The following is a 22538-nucleotide window of genomic DNA, read 5'->3' on the forward strand; positions in this document are numbered from 1 at the left end:
TGATAACTGTGCTGCTTTTTTATTGTTTTTTAGAATTTGATAATGAAATCCCTGTGAATCCATAAAAAATCGTAATGAGCGGACATAATAGACAAAACAGTGCAAATAGAGCATAGTCTGCAACAGAAACGCCAAGTACAGAAGACAAAAATACGCCACAGACACCCCATGGAACGAGGGGATTAACGACTGTTCCCGCATCCTCAAGCACCCTTGAAAGATGCTTAGGCTGCAAGCCGGCTTTTTTGAAGTTTTCTTTAAAGGCATTACCAGGCAGCAGGATAGATAAGTATTGCTCTCCAAGAATAAAGTTAACGGCAATTGCTGTTCCTGCTGCAGAGCATACTAGTAAGGAAACACGGTGCAGCATATTTTGGACTACAGATAATAAGGCAGGTACAATTCCAAGTCTGAATAACAATCCGCCCATACTTAAAGCAAGCAAAATGATGGATATGCTGAACATCATACTTTCAATTCCGCCTCTTGACAGCATAGAATCTACTTCTGCAATGCCGCTTGTTGACTTGTAGCCAGAGTATAGTAAATCAAGTATTGCATGAAAACCTAAGCCATTATTGACCCAAAAAGAAATAATTAACGCAGAAATTGTTCCAGCGAACAATGTGGCAATTACAGATACTTTTTTGAGTGCCAGAATAGCTAGTAAAATTAGCGGAATAAGTGAGTACCAATGCACAAGGTTTAGATTCAATAAAGTATCTTTAATTTCATCTATCTTTTGAATGCTGTCTCCAGTTTTACCTGGTGAAATCAATAAATATACAAGGAACGAAATGATAAATGCAGGAACTGTTGTCCATGCCATATCTTTAATATGTTCAAATAAGTCTGTATCTGCAACGCTTGCTGCAAGTGTTGTTGTATCAGATAAAGGTGACATCTTATCACCGAAAAATGCTCCGGAAATTACAGCGCCAGCAGTGATGGCAGGCGATATATCTAAAGCCGTGCTTGCTCCGATAAAGCCGACTCCAATTGTAGCTGCTGTAGTAAGGGAACTGCCGATACAAATACCGATAATAGCTGTAACAACGAAAACAATCGCAAAATAGAATTTACCTGAAACTAATTCAACTGCTAGAAAAATAAATGTCGGAATTGTTCCGCTTGCCATCCAGCTGCTGATTAGCATTCCTATAAAGAAGAAAATCATAATAGCACCGAGACCAGGTTTAACACCTTCTACCATTGCCTGTTCCAAATCGCGAAAGCTAACTTTTTTAATCGCTCCATAAACTAACAATAAAGCGATACCTGTCATGATAGCAATATGTGGGACAACCTCTACCCCAATTATCAGGTAACCAAGGGCCCCCATTAGTAATATCGTAATAAACACTGCCTCCAACGGACGGATCAACAGTGTATTTTTCTCAAAATCCATACCTATTCCTCCAAAACTCTTTAAAACTTGCTGCTTATGATTTATTAAAGTCAGCTATCTAGTAAAATAGTAACTTTCTTATTTAAACGCTTTTAAGCGTTAAAGCGAACATGCACTACGATACACCATATTTGTCGCTATGTCAAAATAATTTTTTCGTTGTTTGAGGATGATAGTGTGAGAAGTGCGAACGCTAAGTCTCTACGCAATATGCATAAAATGCAGTCTCAAATCAGAATAATTAGTAGAATGATTTCATGAAAAAGGGAAAAACTAACTGGAAATAGAGCAGAATGGTGGAAGAATACATGTCTGAGTATTTGGAGGTAACAGCTAGAACAATAGGCTGTTTTTTTCTATTGTATATAGGCACAAGGATCTTAGGGAAACAGCTGATTTCACAAATGACAAATATCCATTTTATTGCTTCTATCTCCATGGGTACGATTGCAGCAAATTTATCGTTCAATACTCCTATTAAAGTCGCTAATTTTATTCTGGCATTTGTTATTATCGTTATGATTGCTTTAGCAGGGGTTACAATGTCTGCAAGAAGCAAAGAGGCACGGAGGTTTTTTGGCGGGTGTCCCACACCTGTTATAAAGGATGGGCAAGTTTTAGAAGAGAACATGATAAACCTCCATTTTACAATAGACTATGTAAATCAGCTGCTGCGAGAGAAAGACATTTTCAATATCGAGGAAGTTCAGGATGCAATAGTAGAGGCAAGTGGAAAATTGTCTGTCTTAAAAAAGCCTCTATATAGGGAAGTTACAAAACAGGATATAAAGATTGCTGAAGCAGAGCAGACAAATCGCCCAGTTGAGTTAATTGTCGGAGGAGCAGTGTTGGAAGCAAATCTTATGCAACACAATCTTTCCTTGCTGCAACTCGAGCTGGACAAACAGAAACTGCTCTTGAATGAAGTTGATTATGCAGTAATAGGTTCTAATGGGAAGGTGTATATATTAAGCAATAAGGATTCTAAACAGTAAAAAGCAAGAGTTCCATTCGAACTCTTGCTTTTTACTGTTTAATGGCTTGTATTAGGGCTCTCTGCCATCGCTAAATCGTTTTGATAGGCAGTTAGAGCCAATTCAAATCTGATTTTTTTGCTGGCTTCCACGAAATCTGTTTCATTTACAAGGCCAGATATAGAATATTTATGCCCCATGAAACCAACATTCAGCTCCGTAATTTCATTGAATTGAAATGGTTCGACAGGAATGCCGAATTCATCCTTCAATAAATAGTGACGATATTTATCATTGCAGGTTTTTGCTAAATCCTCCATCACTTTAAAGGCAGCATCTGGGTTTTGTCTATAGTTGAGGATGAGGCTTTCGTTAACCCTCCGCCTTCCCCTCGTTCCATTCTGCAGCTCGGTAATGTTGCTGTAGGAAACGGTATAGAGGTAACCGTCATACTGGCGGATTTTCAGGTGGCGAATGCTAATTTCTTCAATTTTCCCTTGTTTATCTCCATTGATAATAACATAGTCCCCGTGATGCAGCTGACGTTCAAATAAATATGTCAGTCCCATAATATAATCGCGAATAATATGCTGTAGAATCAATGCCAAGGCACTCGCTAATACAACTGACCCGGTTATCAGTCTATCCAGTTCAAAGAAATGGCTGAGCAAGTAAATAAGGAAGAATACCAGTCCTATAACCTTTGTCACCTGATTGGTGAAATGCATCAAAGTTTCTTCCCGCTTTTCATCTAAAAAGCTTGTTTTGTCAAAAAATATTTTTATGAACTTTCTAATTAAAAAAACTGTAAGTATAATGAGCAGTGCTACTGCTGTCAGTCTAACTGGAAATTTCTCGAATAGTTCTAAGATAAACATAAACTCACCCTTTTGCTTAAACTAATAAAGGAGAGAAAAATTCTTTCCTAACAAAAATTAACGATAGCATGTTTTCATAAAAAATAGAAGCGATATTCATTAATGGTGTTAAGTTAATTATAATGAAAGGGATAGGAAGATAAAAGCTGCTAATAGAAGGGGATTGTTCCGTGTTTTCAAAGTTTATTGATCATTATGCATTATCTGCATTACATAAAAAGAAAAGCTCAACCACACAATTTGCCATACCAGTCTTACCAACTGAAATAAACAGACAGGATTTCTACCAACCAGACAATCCTAGTTTTCAGACAGAAGTAACTGCAGATTATCAATCTAATACATATAGCTTTACCTCCTTCATTGCCACAGAATACCCTAATAATGATTTTATTAAAGGGGAAATGTTTTTGCAAAATAATAAGGGGGTAACACCAAATATAATCTTGATTCATGGCTGGAGAATGAACTCATACAGTAAATTAAAAAGTATTTACCATGATAAGATGTCAAGCTTAGGTTGGAACCTGTACTATTTTCCATTAGCCTATCACATGGAAAGAACTCCTCCTCCATCTCTGTATAGCGGGGAATTTATGATAAGTGCAAACTTGGACAGAACGGTGCATGCAACTAAACAATCGATTGTTGATTTAAGAACATTGATTCACTGGATTAAACAAACACAAGAGGGGCCGATTGTGTTAGTTGGTGTTAGCTTAGGAGGATGGATAGCGAATCTTGCAGCAACACAGGAGGCTGAAATTGATGGAGTTATTTCCGTCTTTTATGCCAATAGACTATCTCATTCTATCTGGAATACAATTCCTGGGAAATACATTAAGGCTGATTTCCTGAACAATGGAATAGGCTTTAAAGAACTGATTGAGCACTGGGGAATTACCGATCCAAGCGGGTCGCTTCCTAAAATAAAGAAAGAGAACATCTTATTAATTTCAGGAAAACACGATCAATATATCTCACTAGAAGACGCTGATCACTTGTGGCAAAGCTGGGGCAAACCAGCAAGACATGTATATAATTGCGGCCACTCAGGAATTGTCTTAAATAAAAAGAGAATAGCAAAAGATACTATTTCCTTTATTCAAGAGCAAGTTTTAAAGACCTTTAATAAGGAAGATTAATATATTAAGAAAATAATAGTAAATATAAAAGACTGCCTTTTTTTAGGACAGTCTTTTTTAAAACAGAATAAGACTTCGGTAATGTTTCCCATGTTCCTGCTAAATTGTTCTTACTCATTGATTCTAATAATAATACACCGATATATTCTGTAGGAAGGTTTTTTGCGGCAACATTAAATTTTGATAGGAAGCAGGAAAACAGGTGAAACGAATGTCCATAAAAGCTAAAACATTGGTGTTCTTAATGCCATTAGTATTTTTAACACTGTTAGTGATGACTGTTGTTTCTTACAATACCTCTCACGATTATATATCTAATGAAATTGATCAGAAATTACATTATCAGTTAGAGTCTGTGACGGGTGACATTCAAGGAACGATAGACAGGCATACTGCCTTTTCAATAGGAGTTGCTGATGTCTTAGAGCAGAATGCAACTAGCTACACGCTTCAAGATCTGCACGCTATTTTTGAAGGACAACTAGCGGGAAATCAAGATGTTTACGGAATGGGAATTTATTTTGAACCGTACCAATATAAAGAAGGCACCAAGTATTTCAGTACGTACAGCTACAGAGAAGGGGACAAGACTACCTCGACGGAAATCTATAATAATCCTGATTATGATTATCCTAATCAGATTTGGTACAAGGTTGGTAGCGAACTTGGGAAGGAAGCAGGGATAGCTTATACAAAACCGCTGTTTGATGAAAGTACGAATGCGACACTAATCACTGCAGCAATGCCAATATACAACGGCAAAGATGAATTGCAGGCAATTGTAACTAGTGATATTAATTTAGGAGAAATTCAAACACTTATTTCTGAAACACAAGTTGGAGAACAGGGTTGGGCATTTCTTCTAGATAATGAAGGCGAATATATCGCAGCAAAAGACGAAGATAAGGTTATGAAGTTAAACATTAAAAATGAACAAAATAAAGATTTAGCAGCACTGTCTGCTTCCATGCTTTCCGGTAAAGAAGGGGAAAGCTACTTCACGGAAGACGGGGAAGAGTACTTTGTGCAATATACTCCGATAAACGGTACAAATTGGGTATTAGGAATGGTAATACCGAAAGCAGAATTAACAGAAGCATCTCAATCAATATTGTATTATTCGCTGGCTATTGGAATTGTTGGTGTCCTTATTATTGCAGCAGGTATAATTTTCTACTCTTCTTATTTGTCACGAAATGTTAAGAAAGTGAATGATCTTTCTGTAGATATGTCAAATGGTGACTTAACGAATGAACTCCATATTAACAGCTCTGACGAATTTGGTCTAATGGCTGCTAATTTTAACAAAATGATCGGAAACCTTCGAAACATGATTAGAGAAGTTGCCGGGAATTCTGAATCAGTTTCTAAAACTTCTTATGAATTAAGCGAAGGGGCATCTGAAACGACGAAGGCAACAGAACATATTGCAGCAGCAATACAAGAGGTTGCGGAAGGTTCCAAGGTCCAAACAGACAGCTCGCAACAAATAGTTGCAGCAATGGAAGAAATGAGTTCAGGTATTCAAAGAATTGCCTCTTCTTCAGTCGATATGTTGGAGAATTCGTCTGACGTCATAGAAAAAGCAAAAGATGGCCGTCATTCACTAGAAAAGACGTCGACACAAATGCAATCTATTCATGCAAGTGTGTCGCAATCTGCTGAGGTTGTGAAGAGATTAGGAGAACATTCGCAAAGAATAGGAGATATAGTGAAGGTAATATCAGATATAGCTAATCAAACGAATCTTTTGGCACTTAATGCCGCAATTGAAGCAGCACGCGCAGGGGAGGCTGGCAAGGGATTTGCTGTAGTAGCTGAAGAGGTTCGTAAGCTAGCAGAAGAATCTGACGCATCTGGTAAGGAAATAGTAGAAATTATTTCTACCATCCAGAAGGATACAACGCTTGCAGTCGATGTGATGGAAAACGGAACGAAGGAAGTGCAAGCAGGGATGGACGTAGTTCATGAGGCTAATGCTGCATTTTTAACAATCTTAGAATCTATTCAATCCGTTGACAGTCTAATCCAGGAAGTTTCCTCATCGTCTCAACAGATGTCAGCAGCATCTGAGGAAATTACAGCTTCTGTAGAACAATTGTCAGATATTGCACAGAATGCATCTGACAATACCCAAAATGTTGTTGCTAGTACAGAGGAACAGCTTGCAACAATGACAGACTTAAAGAACGCAAGCAGCCATTTACAAAGCATGTCACAGAAATTACAGGAACAAATTTCACAATTTAAAATATAAAGCATTGTTAAAGGCATGAGTTCAAGCGTGAAACTCATGCCTTTTTAACTTTTTACGGGCAATAAATATGACTGCCATCCCCTCATTATATAGTGACTTTGACAAAAAAAGGGTATAGCTCTTAATTATAACAGCTGATTACTTTTATCCGTTACACTATAGCCATTTAATCATGATAAGCTACATACAACGTTAGAGAGACACAGAAAAGGAGATGACATTCCCTACCGATTTTTAGAATAACAATTAGGAATTCGAAAGTGCATTGCGAGTGTTTTGAATATTCAATTATATATTAGTTTTAGATTTTGCTTACTAAAGTAATAGGCTAACTAAAGGAGGAGGGATAGAATGAATTTTCGGGATGAGTTGAAAAAGCGAATTTTGATTGGTGATGGAGCCATGGGTACCCTTCTCTATTCAAACGGAATTGATAATTGCTATGAAGAGCTCAATATTACCCATCCTGATCGGATTGAAACTATTCATACTGCTTACTTGGAAGCAGGAGCAGATATACTCCAATCCAATACATACGGTGCGAACTACTTTAAATTAAAACGATATGGCTTGGAGGAAGATGTTAGCAGCATCAACAGAAAAGGCATATCCATTGCCAGAAAAGCAGCCAAAGGAAAAGCATTTGTATTTGGAACTATCGGTGCGTCAAGAAGCTTTCGCAAGTCTGATCTCGAGTTGGATGAAATTAAAAGAAGCTTTCGTGAGCAATTATACAGCCAGCTGATGGAGAATCCTGATGGCCTGCTTTTAGAAACGTATTATGACTTAGAAGAATTAGAGACAGTATTAAAGATTGCTCGCAATGAAACGGAACTTCCAATTATTGCTAATGTTTCTTTACATGAAAACAGCTATTTACAGGATGGTGTCCATTTAAATGATGCCTTTCTCAAATTAGAGGCATTAGGCGCAGACGCTGTTGGAATCAATTGTCATTTAGGACCACATCATATGATTCGCTCTCTCGAAGAAGTGCCGCTCCCTAACAGCGCCTTTCTTTCCGTCTATCCGAATGCCAGCCTTCCAGAATATATAGACGGACGTTTCGTTTACGAAGCGGTCCCTGACTATTTCGGCTCAAGTGCCGTAAGTTTGCGTGAACAAGGAGCACGGATTATTGGGGGCTGTTGCGGAACAACACCAAAACATATTGCAGCAGTAAAAAAAGCACTTGGAAATCTTACACCAATTACGAAAAAACAGATTAAAGTGCGTAAAATTGAAGTAATAGAAGTTGCTAAAAGTGAAAGTAAAAAAGGGCTGCATGAAAAAGCGAAGTCCGAACGAACGATTCTTGTTGAACTGGACCCGCCCAAAAAACTGGGGATTAAAGAATTTATGAGAGGTGCGAAAACACTGCATCAAGCAGGTGTCGACTCCATCACACTAGCAGATAATTCTTTAGCCAGCCCGCGCATAAGCAATGTCGCTCTCGGAACAAAGCTGAAGAACGAGATTGGCTCAGAGCCTCTTATTCATATTACTTGCCGTGACAGAAATATGATCGGCTTGCAGTCCCACCTGATGGGCTTGCAAACTCTTGGACTAAGTGAACTATTAATTGTGTCTGGCGACCCTTCCAAGCTTGGTGATTTTCCAGGGGCAACAAGTGTTTATGATTTGTCATCATTTGATTTAATTAGTCTTGTCAAACAGTTTAACGAAGGGTTGTCGTATTCGGGACAAAGTCTAGGGCAGCGCACCAATTTCAAAATAGCAGCAGCCTTTAATCCGAATGTCCGCCATCTGGATAAAGCAGTCCAACGACTAGAGAAGAAAATAGCATGCGGCGCTCAATCTTTTTTGACCCAGCCAATTTTTTCTGTAAACCAGTTGGAAGAGGTATATGAAGCTACTAAACATCTTGAAACACCTATTTTTACTGGTATTATGCCGCTAACAAGCGCTCGAAATGCTGAATTTATCCATAACGAAGTGCCAGGCATAAAGCTGCCCGATGATGTCAGGCAGGCGATGGCCTCATGCGGCAATGACCCATTAAAGGCCCGGCTTGAGGGGATTGCAATTGCTAAGGAACTAGTAGCTGCCGCTGCAGAAAAATTTAAAGGAATTTATTTAATCACGCCTTTCTTACGATTTGAAATGACGGAGGAGCTCACAAAGTATATTAGAGAACTGGACAGTGAGCGCTTTGTTGAAGTGACTGCTACCTGAGTAATGACATAGGATCATGTTTTTACTGTTTTAATACCAATTAATTCTATAAGAAAACCTAATATTAAGATGCAGGAGGAATATAATAATGAAATTAATTAGTACTGTTATTGGCTACCCTTACATTGGTGAAAATCGGGAATGGAAGCGTTGTGTCGAATCTTTTTGGAATCAGAAAATTTCAAAAGAGCAATTTATTGCTGATATGAAAGCAATTAGACTGAATAACTTGAAACGCCAGCAAGCATTTGGCCTGGATTTACTCACTGTCGGAGACTTTACTTTTTATGACCGTATGCTTGATTTAGCTGCAATGTTCGGTTTAGTGCCAAGCCGTTATGAGTGGTCTGGAAAAGAAGTAGATTTGACAACATACTACACAATGGCACGCGGCGGGAAAGATGCTGTAGCTTGTGAAATGACAAAATGGTTTAACACAAACTATCACTATATTGTTCCTGAATATGAAAATAAGCAATTGTCGCTGACAAATAACTATATTTTAGATTATTTTATAGAGGCAAAGGAAGAATTAGGACTTTTAACGAAGCCTACAATTATTGGACCGTTTACGTTCGTACAGCTAGCGAAAGGTTATGATAAAAAAGCAAAAGAATCGTTTGTATTAAAGCTTTTACCGCTGTATACACAAGTGTTTCAACAGCTTATTGATGCAGGAGCAGAGTGGATTCAGGTCGAGGAGCCTGCATTAGTACTGACACTAAGCGAAGAAGATATTAAGCTTGTTAAAGAAATTTACAAGCAATTATCAATAGAAGTGCCAGCCGCAAAAATCATGCTGCAAACGTACTTTGAAGCACTTTCCGCATATCAGGAGCTGACACAACTGCCTGTTGCTGGGATTGGTCTTGATTTTGTTCATGGAGGAGAGGGAAATATCCGCTCTATCCAAAAATATGGTTTCCCTAAAGAGAAAGTATTAGGGATTGGACTAGTAAATGGACGAGATATTTGGAAGGCAGATTTAGTAGAAAAAGCGGCAACAACACAGTCTTGTTTAGCATTAAGCGGTGTTAAGGAGGCTTGGATTCAATCATCCTGCAGTCTGCAGCATGTACCTGTTACAACTGTTTCTGAAAAAGCACTAGATGCTGCTTTACAGGATGCTCTGTCGTTCGCAGATGAGAAAATAGCAGAGTTGATTCAAGTAACGTCTTATGTACGAAACGAAACGTTGACAAATGAAATTGCCCTTACACAGAGTAAACTGAAAATTGATGCACTGGCAAGGCATGAAGCAAGAAATAATCACAATGTTGGTCAGCTGGTTTCTAGCGTGCAGCCTCAGCACTTTTCACGACCTGCTGTCTTTAAGGAACGACAAGCATTACAGCAAGAAGAACTGCAATTACCGGATTTTCCAACAACAACAATCGGCAGCTTCCCGCAGTCTGATCAGGTGAAGCGGACACGAACAGCATGGCGTAAAAAGGAAATTACCGATGCTGAATATGCACAGTTTGTCAAAAATGAAACAGCACGCTGGATAGAAATCCAGGAGGACATCGGACTTGATGTGTTAGTAACTGGAGAATTCGAGCGGACAGATATGGTCGAATACTTTGGTGAAAAGCTTAGAGGAATCGCCTTTACAAAGCAAGCATGGGTCGTTTCATATGGTTCACGGTGTGTGAAGCCGCCAATTATATATGGCGATGTAGAATGGATCGCTCCGATGACAGTGAAAGAAGTCATAGAAGCACAAGAGTTAACGGAAAAATATGTGAAAGGCATGTTAACAGGGCCAATTACCATTCTAAACTGGTCTTTCGTCCGTGATGATATATCCCGAGAACAAGTAGCAAATCAAATAGCGTTAGCATTGAGAGAGGAAATTAGCGTGTTAGAGGAAGCGGGCATTGCGATTATTCAAGTAGATGAACCGGCACTGCGTGAAGGCCTGCCGTTACGTAAGGAAAAATGGGGGGAATATTTAGAGTGGGCAGTGAATGCATTTAAGCTTGCCACATCAAGTGTAAAGAATGAAACACAAATTCATACACATATGTGCTATTGTGAGTTCAATGACTTTTTAGACACTATTCGCGCCTTAGATGCAGACGTCATTTCAATTGAAACGTCGAGAAGTCACGGAGAGCTGATTCATTCACTTAAGCAAAACGCATATGAGCTAGGCATTGGATTAGGTGTGTATGATATTCACAGTCCGCGTGTTCCAAGTATTCAAGAAATGGAAACAATCTTAAACGACAGCCTAGAAGTTATTGCAAAAGAACAGTTCTGGGTGAATCCTGACTGCGGCTTGAAAACACGACGCGAGGAAGAAACAGTACAATCCCTTAAAAACATGGTAGCGGCAACACAGAAATTGCGTGAGCAGGTTAAACAAACGGTATAACAATAAATGGGGCAGCATATACAGGTCCTGCTCCACAATATTTATTAGTCTAAAAAATGATTGCTAAATAGACAAAAGGTCTTCTATGTACCAACAGATAGAAGACCTTTTGTTTTTTTGGGTATTTTTTTGCTAAAACTTTTTTTATCAGAACTCCATTATATCCAATAAAAGGCGGAAATCTAGAGAGGACCATTAAAAGTAAATATAAAGTAATGAGATTGTAATCCTGTGATGAGAAAGAAACAGTAAAATAGAAGTTTCCGAATGATACAGGCAATTGCTGGTAATATTAATAAAGACACCGAGTCGAGGGGGACTAACATATGCCGCATCAAAAATTCCAGTCAGCTAACATAAGACCTCGTTATGCAAAAGGCACAATATCAGCATGGGGAGTAAATTCTGCATATCCTCGCACTCCATGGGTTGCTGCTTGGTGGTCTGCTGCCTTTCCAGGGTTTGGGCATATGTTTCTCGGTAAGTACCTCCATGGTTTTATGCTGATTATTTGGGAGCTTGTTGTAAACAGTCAGGCCAATGTAAACATGGGGATTATCTTATCCATGCTAGGAAGATTCGAGGAAGCAAAGGCAGAAATTAACGAAAATTGGTTCCTGCTTTATATGGCAGTGTATGTATATAGTATATGGGACAGTTACCGCTGTGCCGTAGAAATTGCAAAAAGCCATGTACTTGCAGAAGTGGAAGACGCTCCTATCTCTCCATCTGCTGTAACCTTTTTCGATGTTGTCATACTTGATAAGAAAAATCCCTGGGTAGGATTTTTCTGGTCGTTATTATCGCCTGGCTTAGGTCAACTATATGCCGGCAGTACAATCGTTGGCACCTTAGTTTTAGCTTGGTGGATATATGTTGCTTATCAAGCAAGTGCAGTTAGTGCTTGGCTTCATTCGTTTCTCGGTGATTTTCCGAGTGCAACAGCTGCTCTTGATTCGCAATGGTTTCTTTTTCTACCGTCAATGTATGCCTTTGCCATATATCAAGCATATACAGCAGTAATAGAAACAAATACATTATATGATATTGAGCAAATTCGTTTCCTTAGAGTGAGGGATGAAAACTTGTCAGAACACAACACATTAGATAATAATACAGTCCAAATTATCGCTACATTTGAACATTCTCCCTTTGTTGAAATGGTCATTCATGAAATGGAAAAGCAGGGAGTAAAGCCGCAGAACATTGTGGCTTTACCGATGGAAAATCTGGATGATCAATTACATATAGTAGACTCTATCCATTCCGTTGACGGCAGAAGTATTCTTGATGGAGCGATGCTTGGCGGTTCTATCTTTATGGTTTTAGGCTCTATCTATGGATTCGTCTTGTATTTAGGACCAATTATTTGGGGCTTGCTTGGTCTAATTGGTGGTTTTTTAATAGGTTTGTTTATTGAAATAGCACTTAAGAAGAAAAAGAAAATTAAATTTTTCTCTAATCGTAAAAGCGAGGTACTATTACAGGTAACTTGTAATAAATCTCTGCAGGAGCAGATGATTAAGATTCTTAAAACCCGGAAAGCCAATAGTTTTCTGGTGATGCCTCAACGGATTAATAGTTAATGTTTATCACGATAAGGGTGCAGATAATATCTGCACCCTTTTTGTCATTCATATTTAGTATGCTTACCGCGATTAAAATTTACGAGTGCTTCTAATGCAAATGTACCAATACCTAATGAGATTAGAGAAGGCAGCCGGATGTTTTGTTGCCTTTACATACATGTTTTGAGAACGAATCCAGCCTTTGTTTGTGCCTCTTTCATGTAACATGTAACCTGCATGGTATAAGTTGCTTTCTTCCCGGGGATTTGAGGGTCTATATACATATTGGCTGGGCGGTATCCATATTTCCATTACTCTGTCCAGATTGCCGAGAACATTTAAAAAATTAGCTTGTGAACCAACAAAAACATCTCTTAGTGGATTCTCGGCAGCTATTAGCAACACTTTATAAAGATAGTTATATTTGAAATTTTATAACATATTATTTAAATATAAGTTGAAACATTATTACAAAAACGTTATACTCATTTTTAGAAAGCGCTATCAAAATTTGGATATGTAAAGGAGAGGTTAATATGAAAGTTTTGTTTGTATGTTCTGGTGGAATGTCTAGTTCCATTTTGGTGAACACACTAAAAAAAGAAGCCAAAAATGATGGCTTAATATTGGATGTATTAGCAGTTGGCGCGACTGACTTTGCTTCGGAAATCCGCAACGGTTGGGATGTGGCAATGGTTGCTCCTCAAGTCAGACACCGTTATGACAGTTTTAAAGAATCTGCTGATGAAGCAGGTGTTCCTTGTGGGGTTATCCCTTCACAAGCCTACAGCCCCCTTGGCGGACCAGCTTTATTAAAGCTACTGCACGAATTAACCAAGAAATAACAGGTGAGCTAGTGAACAATTAGGAGGGAATATAAATGGATAAGTTTGTAGACTTTTTAGAAAGAAATCTTTCTACTCCCATGGCAAAGCTATCTGAGCAAAAACATTTACGGGCTATCCGCGATGGGGTGGTTTCCGCATTGCCGTTTATAATCTTTGGCAGTATCTTTCTGATTATTGCTTTTCCACCAGTGAGTGCTGATTCTGCTATTGCAGCTTGGGCGAGTAAACATGCAGCAGAAATCTTAATTCCGTACCGGTTAACAATGTTTATCATGACTTTATATATCACGTTTGGAATAGGCTATAGTTTATCTCAAAGCTATAAGATTGATCCTCTTTCTGGTGCGCTGCTTTCTACTGCTGCATTCTTATTTACGATTGGTGTCCAAACGGTAGAGGAGGTCGGCTTTGTCCTGCCGATGGCTAATCTTGGAGGACATGGTCTGTTTGTTGGTATGATCGTTTCGATTTTTTCTGTAGAAATTCTCCGTTTATGCAAATCGAAGAAAATTATGATAAAAATGCCAAGTTCTGTGCCGCCTTCTGTCGCAAGGTCGTTTGAAGCGTTAATACCTGTGACCCTCGTATTAACCGTTATGGCGCTTATTACTGTCGTTTTTGGGATAGATACCCATTCGATTGTAGGCAAAGCAGTTGCACCACTCATTAAAGCCGGTGATACGTATCTTGGAGTCATTCTGCCAACATTTTTAATTACTTTCTTTTGGTCCTTTGGAATTCACGGTGTCTCCGTTGTTGGAGCAGTTGCCCGCCCCGTTTGGGAAGTGTATTTAGCTAATAACTCCGCAGCAGTTGCGGCTGGAAACAATATTCCGCATATTGCTCCTGAAACATTTTTTCAATGGTTTATTTGGATTGGCGGATCTGGTGCAACATTAGGATTAGTCATTGCGATGTTATTAACAGCAAAATCAAAATATAGTAAAGCAATGGCAAAGACTACGATTATTCCAAGCTTATTTAATATTAACGAGCCGGTAATCTTTGGTGTCCCGATTGTATTAAATCCACTATTAATTATTCCATTCATTATTACGCCATTAGTGGGAGCAACTATTGCCTATATAGCAACAGCAATCGGAATGGTCAGCCCAACCTATGTAATGGTGCCATGGACCTTGCCAGCTCCAATTGGTGCCTATTTAGCAACAGGCGGGGACTGGAGAGCTATTGTAATAGTTCTTATTAATCTGGTTCTTTCTGTGCTTATCTATTTACCATTCTTTAAAATATATGATAATAAGCTCGTCACCCAAGAAAGCGAAGAAAAATCCGCAGCGTAAGGTAATGTGTTTATTACAGGGGGGAAGCAAATGAGAAAGACACAAAATCTGCTCTTTTTTAGCTATAAAAGTGCCGCGATTTTCTTTAGCTTAATACTCATTTTTAATCTTGTCTTTGTTCCTCTTTTAAGTGCTACTGGAGTAAATCAGCAAGCTGCATTAAGTATTGTCAATAGCATTGGAATCAGCAGTGCTTTAACATTTGTGATTGTCTGGATTGAACGTAAATTAAACAATAAAAAGCATGTAATTACATTATTTCTAGCATTATTAGTAGGCTGCTCATTAGGTTGTTTCTTATTAGTATTTGAATAAATGGAGGTGTACTTATTTGGCATATGTTGTAGGCCTTATGTCTGGAACCATCATTAGATGGAGTTGATGTGGCATTAGTCAAAATAGACGGCTGCGGTATGAAAACAAAGGTTGAACTGATTGAATTTATGTCGTTTCCTTATTCCAAAGACATAAAAAAGGAAATCCATGATTCATTTTCAATTGAAACTTCAAACAGCGCACTAATCTGTTCTTTAAATTTTAAGCTCGGTGAAATTTTTGCAGCTGCTGTTACCGATGTTTGTAAAAAGGCAAAGCTTGCCTTGGAAGACCTTGATGTCATCGGATCACATGGACAAACCATTTATCATCAGCCCTATCAAACAGAAGGCTTGAGCCCGTCTACCTTACAAATTGGCGAGCCAGCTGTTATTGCCTATCAAACAAAAACAGCTGTAGTATCTAATTTCCGTACAATGGATATGGCGGCAGGAGGACAAGGTGCACCACTAGTTCCATATACAGAGCTTCTTTTATATGGCAGCAGGGAAAAATCGATAATTCTTCAGAATATAGGCGGTATTGGAAATGCCACCGTTTTGCCGAAGGCTGCTGCCATAGAAGATGTGCAGGCGTTTGATACCGGTCCGGGAAACATGATAATAGATTATCTTTGCGAAAAGTTTTACGGGGTTCCTTTTGATAATAAAGGAGAAATTGCAAAAACCGGCAATGTTAATAAAGAATTGCTGGAACACTGTATGGAAATTCCGTTTATCCTTGCTTCACCACCAAAATCAACAGGGAGAGAATTATTTGGCACAGCATTAGTAGACTCCCTAGTAAATGCCTATCCGCAAGTTTCCGAACATGATTTTGTGACAACAATGACCATGTTTACCGCAAAGTCCATAGCTGAAAACTATAAAAAGTTTATCTTTCCCACAACTAAAATAGACGAAGTTGTTATTGGCGGAGGCGGGTCTTACAATAAAATGCTGCTTGTGATGCTACAACAAGAGCTTTCAGAGTTTTGTCAGGTAATAAGGCAGGAGGATTTAGGTTTTTCATCTGAAGCAAAAGAAGCAATAGCGTTTGCTATCTTAGCAAACGAAACGATGAATAATTTACCAAGCAATGTTCCTAAAGCAACAGGAGCTAAGCAGGCGCTTATCCTTGGTAACATTACACCAGTTCCATTTTAAAATAGAGAGGAAACTTTCATGAAAAAGTTAGGAATATCCCTATATCCTGAGCATTCCACAATGGAAAAAGATAAACAATATCTTCAACTGGCCCATAAGTACGGCTTTGAAAAGGTGTTTACATGTCTGTTGTCCGTTAATGGTCAACAGAAGGACATTATGAAAAATTTTCAAGAAATTTGTTCTTTTGCAAATGATCTAGAGATGAAAGTAATGGTCGATATAGCACCGAGAGTTTTAACTGCTTTAGGAATTTCCTATAATGACCTGTCATTCTTTGCAGACATGGGTGCTTATGGCATTCGCCTAGATGCAGGTTTTTCTGGAAATGAAGAAGCAATCATGACACATAATCCCTTTGGGCTAAAGATTGAAATTAATATGAGCAATGCTACTAATTATTTAGATAATATTATCGCTTATCAGCCTAATCGAGATAATTTAGTAGGTTCCCACAATTTTTATCCGCATCGTTATGCAGGTTTAAGTTATTCCCATTTCAACAAATGCTGTGATCTGTTTAAAAAGCATAATATAAGCACAGCTGCTTTTATTAATTCACAAGCAGCAACATTTGGACCGTGGCCAGTTACTGAAGGGTTGTGCACACTAGAAATGCATCGTAACCTTCCTATAGAAACACAAGCTAAACACTTGTTTGCGACTGGTCTGATAGACGAAGTGGTCATTGCTAATGCCTATGCTTCAGAAGCCGAAATGAAGGTGCTAAGTCAGCTTAACAGCAACATACTGACCTTCAAAACAGAATTATATAACACGATCACAGAGCTTGAGAAAAAAATTGTGCTAGATGAATTTCATTTTTACAGGGGTGATGTTTCCGATTATTTAATCAGGTCTACGCAATCACGAGTGAAATATAAACAGGAAGACTTTAAAGCAACAAACACTCCTAACATTCGCCGCGGAGATATTCTTATAGAAAATGAGCGATACGGGCAGTACAAAGGAGAGCTGCAAATCGCTCTGCAAGATATGGAAAACTCGGGAAAGACAAATGTGGTTGGCCGTATTGTTCCTGAGGAAGTATTTTTATTAGATTTTCTGCAGCCATGGGGGAAATTTCAATTTATATTAGAATAGTTTAGAGTGGCAAGCCTCAAGCATCTTGTATCTTTGAGGCTTGCTTTTCGCTAGTTTTTAGAGTTTTAATCAAAAACCTATTAGTCAGGTAGCTTTTCTTGATAAAATAAATTCAGTACTATAACACTAAGTGGATTATTTTTTACAACAGAGAGATTGAAAAGGGGGAAACTATGACTTCCGTTAATATATTAGTGAGAATTGAAAGTATTATTGAAGAGCTGCCCAAGTCAGAAAGAAAGGTCGCACAATACATATTAGAAAATGCCAATGATATTGTACGAATGTCTGTTCATGAATTGGCTATGCATGCAAATGCCAGCAGTGCTGCGGTCATCCGCTTATGCCGTTCCATTGGAGTGGAAGGCTATTCAGATTTAAAGCTGTCTCTTTCATCCCAATTTTCCCATTCTTTGAAAAGCAGCTTTTCTGATATTGAAAAAAACGAAACAACCCAGTCCATTAAGGAAAAGATTGTCTCGAATTCAGTACAGGTTATTAAAGAAACTGCTTTAGAATTAGATGATGAAATGATTGATAAAGCAATTGAAAGTATAAAGCATGCAGATGTTGTATATGTGTATGGTTTAGGAGCTTCATCTCTTGTAGCAAATGATATTATGCAAAAATGGTCCCGCTTAGGAAAAGTCGTTGTAGCAATCCAAGATGCCCATATTTATGCTTCCATCCTTTCAGGAGCTTCAAAAAATTGCATCTTCTTCTGTGTGTCGAATACAGGTGAGACAACGGAAGTACTTCGCCTTGTTGATATCGCAAAGGAGTCTGGCTGTCAAACCATTGGACTAACCCGTTTTGGTCATAATACCTTATCACAAAAGGTTGGATTATCCTTACAATATGTGCGCGCACCAGAAGCACAGTTCCGCAGTGCTGCTACAAGCTCGATATTCGCCCAATTCCTAACAATCGATATTATCTTTTATGCCTACGTATCTAAGTATTATGATGATAGTATTGAAAAAATTGTAAACTCGCGAAACGCAGTAATGGAGTTCACCCAGAAAAATAAAGGATAAATATTTTCTAAAGGGGACCATTAATAATGGAATCTAAGTTAATAATTTTGCGTGGAAATTCAGGCAGCGGTAAAACTACTGTAGCAAAGAGTATTCAAGACCATTATGGTACTGCCACACTGTTAGTTTCCCAGGATACAATCCGCCGAGATATGCTAAAGGTTCACGATAGAGAAGGGAACCTATCTATTGATCTGATTCGTCAAGTTGCTGAATATGGAAAGAGCAAATGTAAATATGTTATTGTCGAAGGGATACTGAATAAAATCCGCTACGGTAACATGCTCCATAACCTAATTGATTTCTATGATGGAAAGGCATTTACCTATTACTTTGATCTAACATTCGAAGAAACAGTCAAACGCCATAATACCCGTGATAAGAAGTTGGAGTTTGGAGAAGATGCCATGCGCTCCTGGTGGACTCCTAACGATTACTTAGGAGTGGCTGGTGAAAGAAAATTGACTAATGAATTGTCACATAAAGAGGTAGTAAAGTTAATTGTGAAAAATCTGGAAGAAGAAGGTGAATGAGTGCCTGCAGCGAAATATTATAGAAGAGGTCGTCCTAGTTGGACGGCTTTTATTTTTGAAGAATTTATTATATCAAAGAATATCACTCTCATTTTTCCCCTGGAGGTAGGAACTCTATGCAGATTGAAACAAAGCATCTACTAATAATTATTTTGATTAATACAATATGTATAGGGTTAAGCACATGTTGATTTTTTTCGGTTTAATGAATATAAGATATTATCGTCACTGGATAAGCATTTACTTAGGCTTATTCTGTTCAATTGGTTTTTCCTATTTTTTTTTTATATTAAATGTGGATATTTCAACCGATTCACCGCCAGGCGAGGAGTATTTCGATTTATTTTTGGCTATTATTTTATTTTCCTTTCTACAACTAATCATTTTGCTTTGTTTAAACGGAATTACCTCTATTATAAAAAAACTTACACAAAGAACTACATAGGAAGAGGTGGCTTGTTCTTGACCAAGATACATATAACAGCAGAGCCATTTAATTCAGAGGAGGATTATTTACTATTTGAAGAAGCTCGAGTATTGTCTAAAATATATATTGGTCCTTCGGAATATGAGAATTATGATGAGGAAACGAAGCAATTTTTATATGACTTTCTATGTAAACAAAATGAATTCTCCCTTTTTGTTGTATTTGAAGCATATAAAGACTGTACAGAAGAACTGGAATCTAAATTAAGACAGAAAAGCATTCCATATTCATTAGGCTATGTAGAACCAAAACAAAAGGGATATCCGGTCTTTAGAATTACAATAAATAACTCTTCTGCGCTGAACCTTGTTTTAGAGGAAAGCTTTTGGTTTGCAGGATCTAATCAGTTTTATGCTGTTTCTTTTTCAGATAATATCACCTATAAGCATAAACTTACTAAAGGTTTATTTGGCAGACAAAAGCAATCTCTAGTTCCGTGCTTTAATATGAAAGAAGCAGCAACGGTTATTGTAATTTGGCATGATGGGCAAGGGTTTACTATCTATACGAATGATTTTCGTTATGCATCATTGGATTAGCTAATCGATCATCTGCCGAGCGGAACGATTATAGACTAATAGCGGAATGTAAAGGGTGAAATCAATGGATCAATTATGGTTAAAGGAAGAGGATTTGCAGGAGGTGTTAAAGGAGCATTTTTTGCCTGTTAAAACTGAATTTTTGCAGACTTCGCCTAAAGTTTACTATTTCAGCGTGGATGAAAAACATGATAATAGTGAGCGAGATTATTTAAAGAAATTCTTATTTGCTGCTAATACCTTTCCTTTTTATCTATCACTTTATTTGGAAACTAATAACGTCGAAGAATACTTAACTGACTTTGACGCACTAAGTTTAGAATACAATGTCCAATATTCATTAGAAAAAGAATCTACCATAGTTCTGGAAGAATAAGAAGTTTCTATCATCCAGCATATATAACTGTGAAGTTTATGGATATAGATACTCTTTCGCAAATTATTAATGATACCTATATACAAGCGGTCATGAATGATTTTTATGCCATTTCGTCCATCAATAATGTGCAGTTCCATTATAAGAAGAGAACAGCAGTCGTTCCTTTAAAACCAAATTCTTTTTACATTTCGATTGGTCATGACGGGCATGGTTTTTATTTGTTTTCTAATGAAAAAAGATATTCAAGCATTAATATGGTGATGGAAAATCTACCAGCGGAAACAGAGCTTACACAAATTAATGATAAACTTGTGGAGGAATTGGAATAGAGCAGAACTGGTGGTGCATAATACTTATGCACCACCTAAACTCAGTCCCAGATACGAACTCTTGGGATATCGGCTGTTCTTAAATAGTCCAGGAGCTGACCGGTGTGAACAGACTCATGATAGGCGACGCGCAACAGCATATCTCCTAGCTCTCTTATGTAACCAGATTCAGAGCGGTCAATTTTTATTTTAATTAAATCTTCTTCTGTAAAGGATTTTATCGTATCTAGAAAACTATTACGATAAGGCTCAGCAATTTCTAATTCTGCATCAACAGTTGAATATGGTCTGCCTTCAAAGGGGGAATCAAATACAGCTAAACTTGCCCTGTTTTTAATGGCCAAATGATAATAATGCTCGCTTTCAAGTACATGTCTAATCATTTCAATACAGCTCATTGCTTCATTGTCCGGCTTCCAGAATAATTTTTCTGACGGGATAGATGTCCACACTTTTATACTTCTTCTTCTGACTTCTGCAAAGTTTAATAGAATTAAGTCAATTGAATTCATCTAAAAACCTCCTTTACTAATATCTATCATTATACAATAATGGAACTTAAAGTTAATTCTAAAACTTGGAACTTATTTCATACTGATTCGTATTAGTGTGTTGGAGGGAGTAAATGGAATGAGCAGACTAACAAAACCATTGCCGGTATCAATCGTTTTAGGAATACTTGTATTGGCATTTCAATTTACGAATGTCGCTACTTTTGCTAATTTTACAGGGATATCCTTTGGCTTTTTACTGCTGACGTTATTGATTCATGAACTAGGTCATGTGTTGTTCGGAGTTTGGGCAGGGTATCGGTTCAACTTTTTAACGGTAGGACCACTAACAATTGAAAACAGTGACAGAATGCATATTAAAGCGAATGACAGCTGGTTCTTGTTTGGTGGTGCAGCAAGCTGTTCCCCTTTAACAGACGACCTGACTGCAATTGCCAAGCAGCATAAGCTGTTTGCAGCAGGGGGACCAGTCTTTTCAGCGACTGCTGCTTTAATCAGTTTAAGTATCGGAATACCAATGGACTTAGATCTAGCTATATATCTCGGATTGTTTAATTTGGCTATTTTCATTGTAACGATATATCCAACCAATGGGGCGTTAAAATCAGATGGAAGTGTTTTACTCGAGCTATCAAGAGGGGGAGAACAAACGAAAGAATTTCTGGTATCGCTTTTGTTGCTGAAAGAAATGAATTCTCCCTTACATCCCTCCGAGTGGTCCGAAGAATTAATAGACCGGGTAAAAACAATGAAGCCTTCTTCTGACAATATTATGATTGCGTATATGATTTTTTACTACACGTTATTGAAGGATGGCTATGACTGTGCCAGTGCTTTAATTGAACCGTATAGGCAAATACCAGTAACGAAGAAGAATAAATTATCTCTGCAATTTATCAGCCATATCCGACAGTTAGATTCTATTTTCAGTGGCAATAAAAATCTTGAAGAGATGAAAAAACTTCATGAATACTTGAGTCCGCTAGAGCCTGTCAGTTATAAAAGAAGTGAAGCTATTTTAGCAAAGTTAAAAGGTGATGAACAACAAGCGCATCAAAAAATAGCAGAAGTTTTGAAGGAAACAAAAAAAAGGAAAAAAATATACGGTTTCTTTTATGCAGAAGAACAATTAACGGAACTATTAAAAACGAAACAATAATAGAATCATACTTGTTCTTT

Annotated in this window: 19 protein-coding genes and 1 pseudogene; 17 read left to right on the top strand and 3 right to left on the bottom strand. The window is 37.9% G+C overall.

The features are described from left to right. Window positions 1-19: 19 nt before the first annotated feature. Complete coding sequence (gene nhaC, locus ACLIJJ_RS17125) at window positions 20-1408, bottom strand: Na+/H+ antiporter NhaC (protein WP_233318138.1); 1389 nt, start codon at window positions 1406-1408, stop codon at window positions 20-22. 308 nt (window positions 1409-1716) lie between these two features. Between nhaC and ACLIJJ_RS17130 the strand changes: the two genes are divergently transcribed. Further along, window positions 1717-2403: a DUF421 domain-containing protein gene (locus ACLIJJ_RS17130; RefSeq protein ID WP_411411352.1), complete on the top strand. Its 687-nt coding sequence runs from the start codon at window positions 1717-1719 to the stop codon at window positions 2401-2403. A gap of 38 nt (window positions 2404-2441) precedes the next feature. On the opposite strand, the gene ACLIJJ_RS17135 is transcribed toward ACLIJJ_RS17130, so the two are convergent. Beyond that, entirely contained in the window at window positions 2442-3260 is an 819-nt protein-coding gene (locus tag ACLIJJ_RS17135) for a mechanosensitive ion channel family protein (protein WP_411411353.1), read from the bottom strand. 170 nt (window positions 3261-3430) lie between these two features. Here ACLIJJ_RS17135 and ACLIJJ_RS17140 point away from each other — a divergent pair, with 170 nt between their 5' ends. The 15 genes and pseudogenes from ACLIJJ_RS17140 to ACLIJJ_RS17210 all read left to right on the top strand — a co-directional run bounded on the left by ACLIJJ_RS17140 (window position 3431) and on the right by ACLIJJ_RS17210 (window position 20847). Continuing rightward, window positions 3431-4405 (top strand): alpha/beta hydrolase, encoded by a 975-nt coding sequence (locus tag ACLIJJ_RS17140; RefSeq protein ID WP_233318132.1) that lies wholly within the window; start codon window positions 3431-3433, stop codon window positions 4403-4405. Between the two features lie 211 nt (window positions 4406-4616). Continuing rightward, window positions 4617-6662 carry a methyl-accepting chemotaxis protein gene (locus tag ACLIJJ_RS17145; protein WP_411411354.1) on the top strand — a complete coding sequence of 682 codons (2046 nt, stop codon included), beginning with the start codon at window positions 4617-4619 and terminating at the stop codon, window positions 6660-6662. Between the two features lie 351 nt (window positions 6663-7013). Further along, window positions 7014-8858: a bifunctional homocysteine S-methyltransferase/methylenetetrahydrofolate reductase gene (locus ACLIJJ_RS17150; RefSeq protein WP_411411355.1), complete on the top strand. Its 1845-nt coding sequence runs from the start codon at window positions 7014-7016 to the stop codon at window positions 8856-8858. Window positions 8859-8946: 88 nt separating this feature from the next. Then, a complete protein-coding gene (gene metE / locus ACLIJJ_RS17155; protein ID WP_411411356.1) occupies window positions 8947-11238 on the top strand; it encodes a 5-methyltetrahydropteroyltriglutamate--homocysteine S-methyltransferase in 2292 nt (763 codons plus the stop codon). 326 nt (window positions 11239-11564) lie between these two features. After that, entirely contained in the window at window positions 11565-12824 is a 1260-nt protein-coding gene (locus tag ACLIJJ_RS17160; protein ID WP_341079776.1) for a hypothetical protein, read from the top strand. A gap of 518 nt (window positions 12825-13342) precedes the next feature. Next, window positions 13343-13651 (top strand): PTS sugar transporter subunit IIB, encoded by a 309-nt coding sequence (locus ACLIJJ_RS17165; protein WP_233314802.1) that lies wholly within the window; start codon window positions 13343-13345, stop codon window positions 13649-13651. Between the two features lie 35 nt (window positions 13652-13686). Further along, window positions 13687-14958, top strand: coding sequence for a PTS sugar transporter subunit IIC (locus ACLIJJ_RS17170; RefSeq protein WP_237943264.1), 1272 nt, complete (start codon window positions 13687-13689; stop codon window positions 14956-14958). Window positions 14959-14988: 30 nt separating this feature from the next. Then, a complete protein-coding gene (locus tag ACLIJJ_RS17175) occupies window positions 14989-15273 on the top strand; it encodes a hypothetical protein (RefSeq protein WP_237943262.1) in 285 nt (94 codons plus the stop codon). 37 nt (window positions 15274-15310) lie between these two features. After that, window positions 15311-16439: pseudogene (gene anmK, locus ACLIJJ_RS17180) on the top strand (anhydro-N-acetylmuramic acid kinase AnmK). An 18-nt stretch (window positions 16440-16457) separates the two neighbouring features. After that, window positions 16458-17543, top strand: coding sequence for a DUF871 domain-containing protein (locus tag ACLIJJ_RS17185; protein ID WP_411411357.1), 1086 nt, complete (start codon window positions 16458-16460; stop codon window positions 17541-17543). A 173-nt stretch (window positions 17544-17716) separates the two neighbouring features. Next, window positions 17717-18580 carry a MurR/RpiR family transcriptional regulator gene (locus tag ACLIJJ_RS17190; RefSeq protein WP_233314806.1) on the top strand — a complete coding sequence of 288 codons (864 nt, stop codon included), beginning with the start codon at window positions 17717-17719 and terminating at the stop codon, window positions 18578-18580. 26 nt (window positions 18581-18606) lie between these two features. Next, window positions 18607-19113, top strand: a complete 507-nt coding sequence (locus ACLIJJ_RS17195; protein WP_411411358.1) for a kinase — start codon at window positions 18607-18609, stop codon at window positions 19111-19113. Window positions 19114-19575: 462 nt separating this feature from the next. Beyond that, entirely contained in the window at window positions 19576-20139 is a 564-nt protein-coding gene (locus ACLIJJ_RS17200; RefSeq protein ID WP_411411359.1) for a hypothetical protein, read from the top strand. Between the two features lie 64 nt (window positions 20140-20203). After that, a complete protein-coding gene (locus tag ACLIJJ_RS17205) occupies window positions 20204-20515 on the top strand; it encodes a hypothetical protein (RefSeq protein WP_411411360.1) in 312 nt (103 codons plus the stop codon). 29 nt (window positions 20516-20544) lie between these two features. Then, the gene (locus ACLIJJ_RS17210; protein WP_411411361.1) at window positions 20545-20847 is read left to right on the top strand and encodes a hypothetical protein; all 303 of its coding nucleotides are present in this window, start codon (window positions 20545-20547) and stop codon (window positions 20845-20847) included. 41 nt (window positions 20848-20888) lie between these two features. On the opposite strand, the gene ACLIJJ_RS17215 is transcribed toward ACLIJJ_RS17210, so the two are convergent. Further along, window positions 20889-21359 carry a DinB family protein gene (locus tag ACLIJJ_RS17215; RefSeq protein WP_233314810.1) on the bottom strand — a complete coding sequence of 157 codons (471 nt, stop codon included), beginning with the start codon at window positions 21357-21359 and terminating at the stop codon, window positions 20889-20891. A 118-nt stretch (window positions 21360-21477) separates the two neighbouring features. On the opposite strand from ACLIJJ_RS17215, the gene ACLIJJ_RS17220 reads away from it, so the two are divergent. After that, on the top strand, window positions 21478-22518 hold the full coding sequence (locus ACLIJJ_RS17220; RefSeq protein ID WP_411411362.1) for a hypothetical protein: 1041 nt from the start codon (window positions 21478-21480) through the stop codon (window positions 22516-22518). The last annotated feature ends 20 nt before the right edge of the window (window positions 22519-22538 follow it).

It is taken from the genome of Niallia laureatilytica (assembly GCF_046613985.1).
Lineage (GTDB): Bacteria > Bacillota > Bacilli > Bacillales > Cytobacillaceae > Niallia.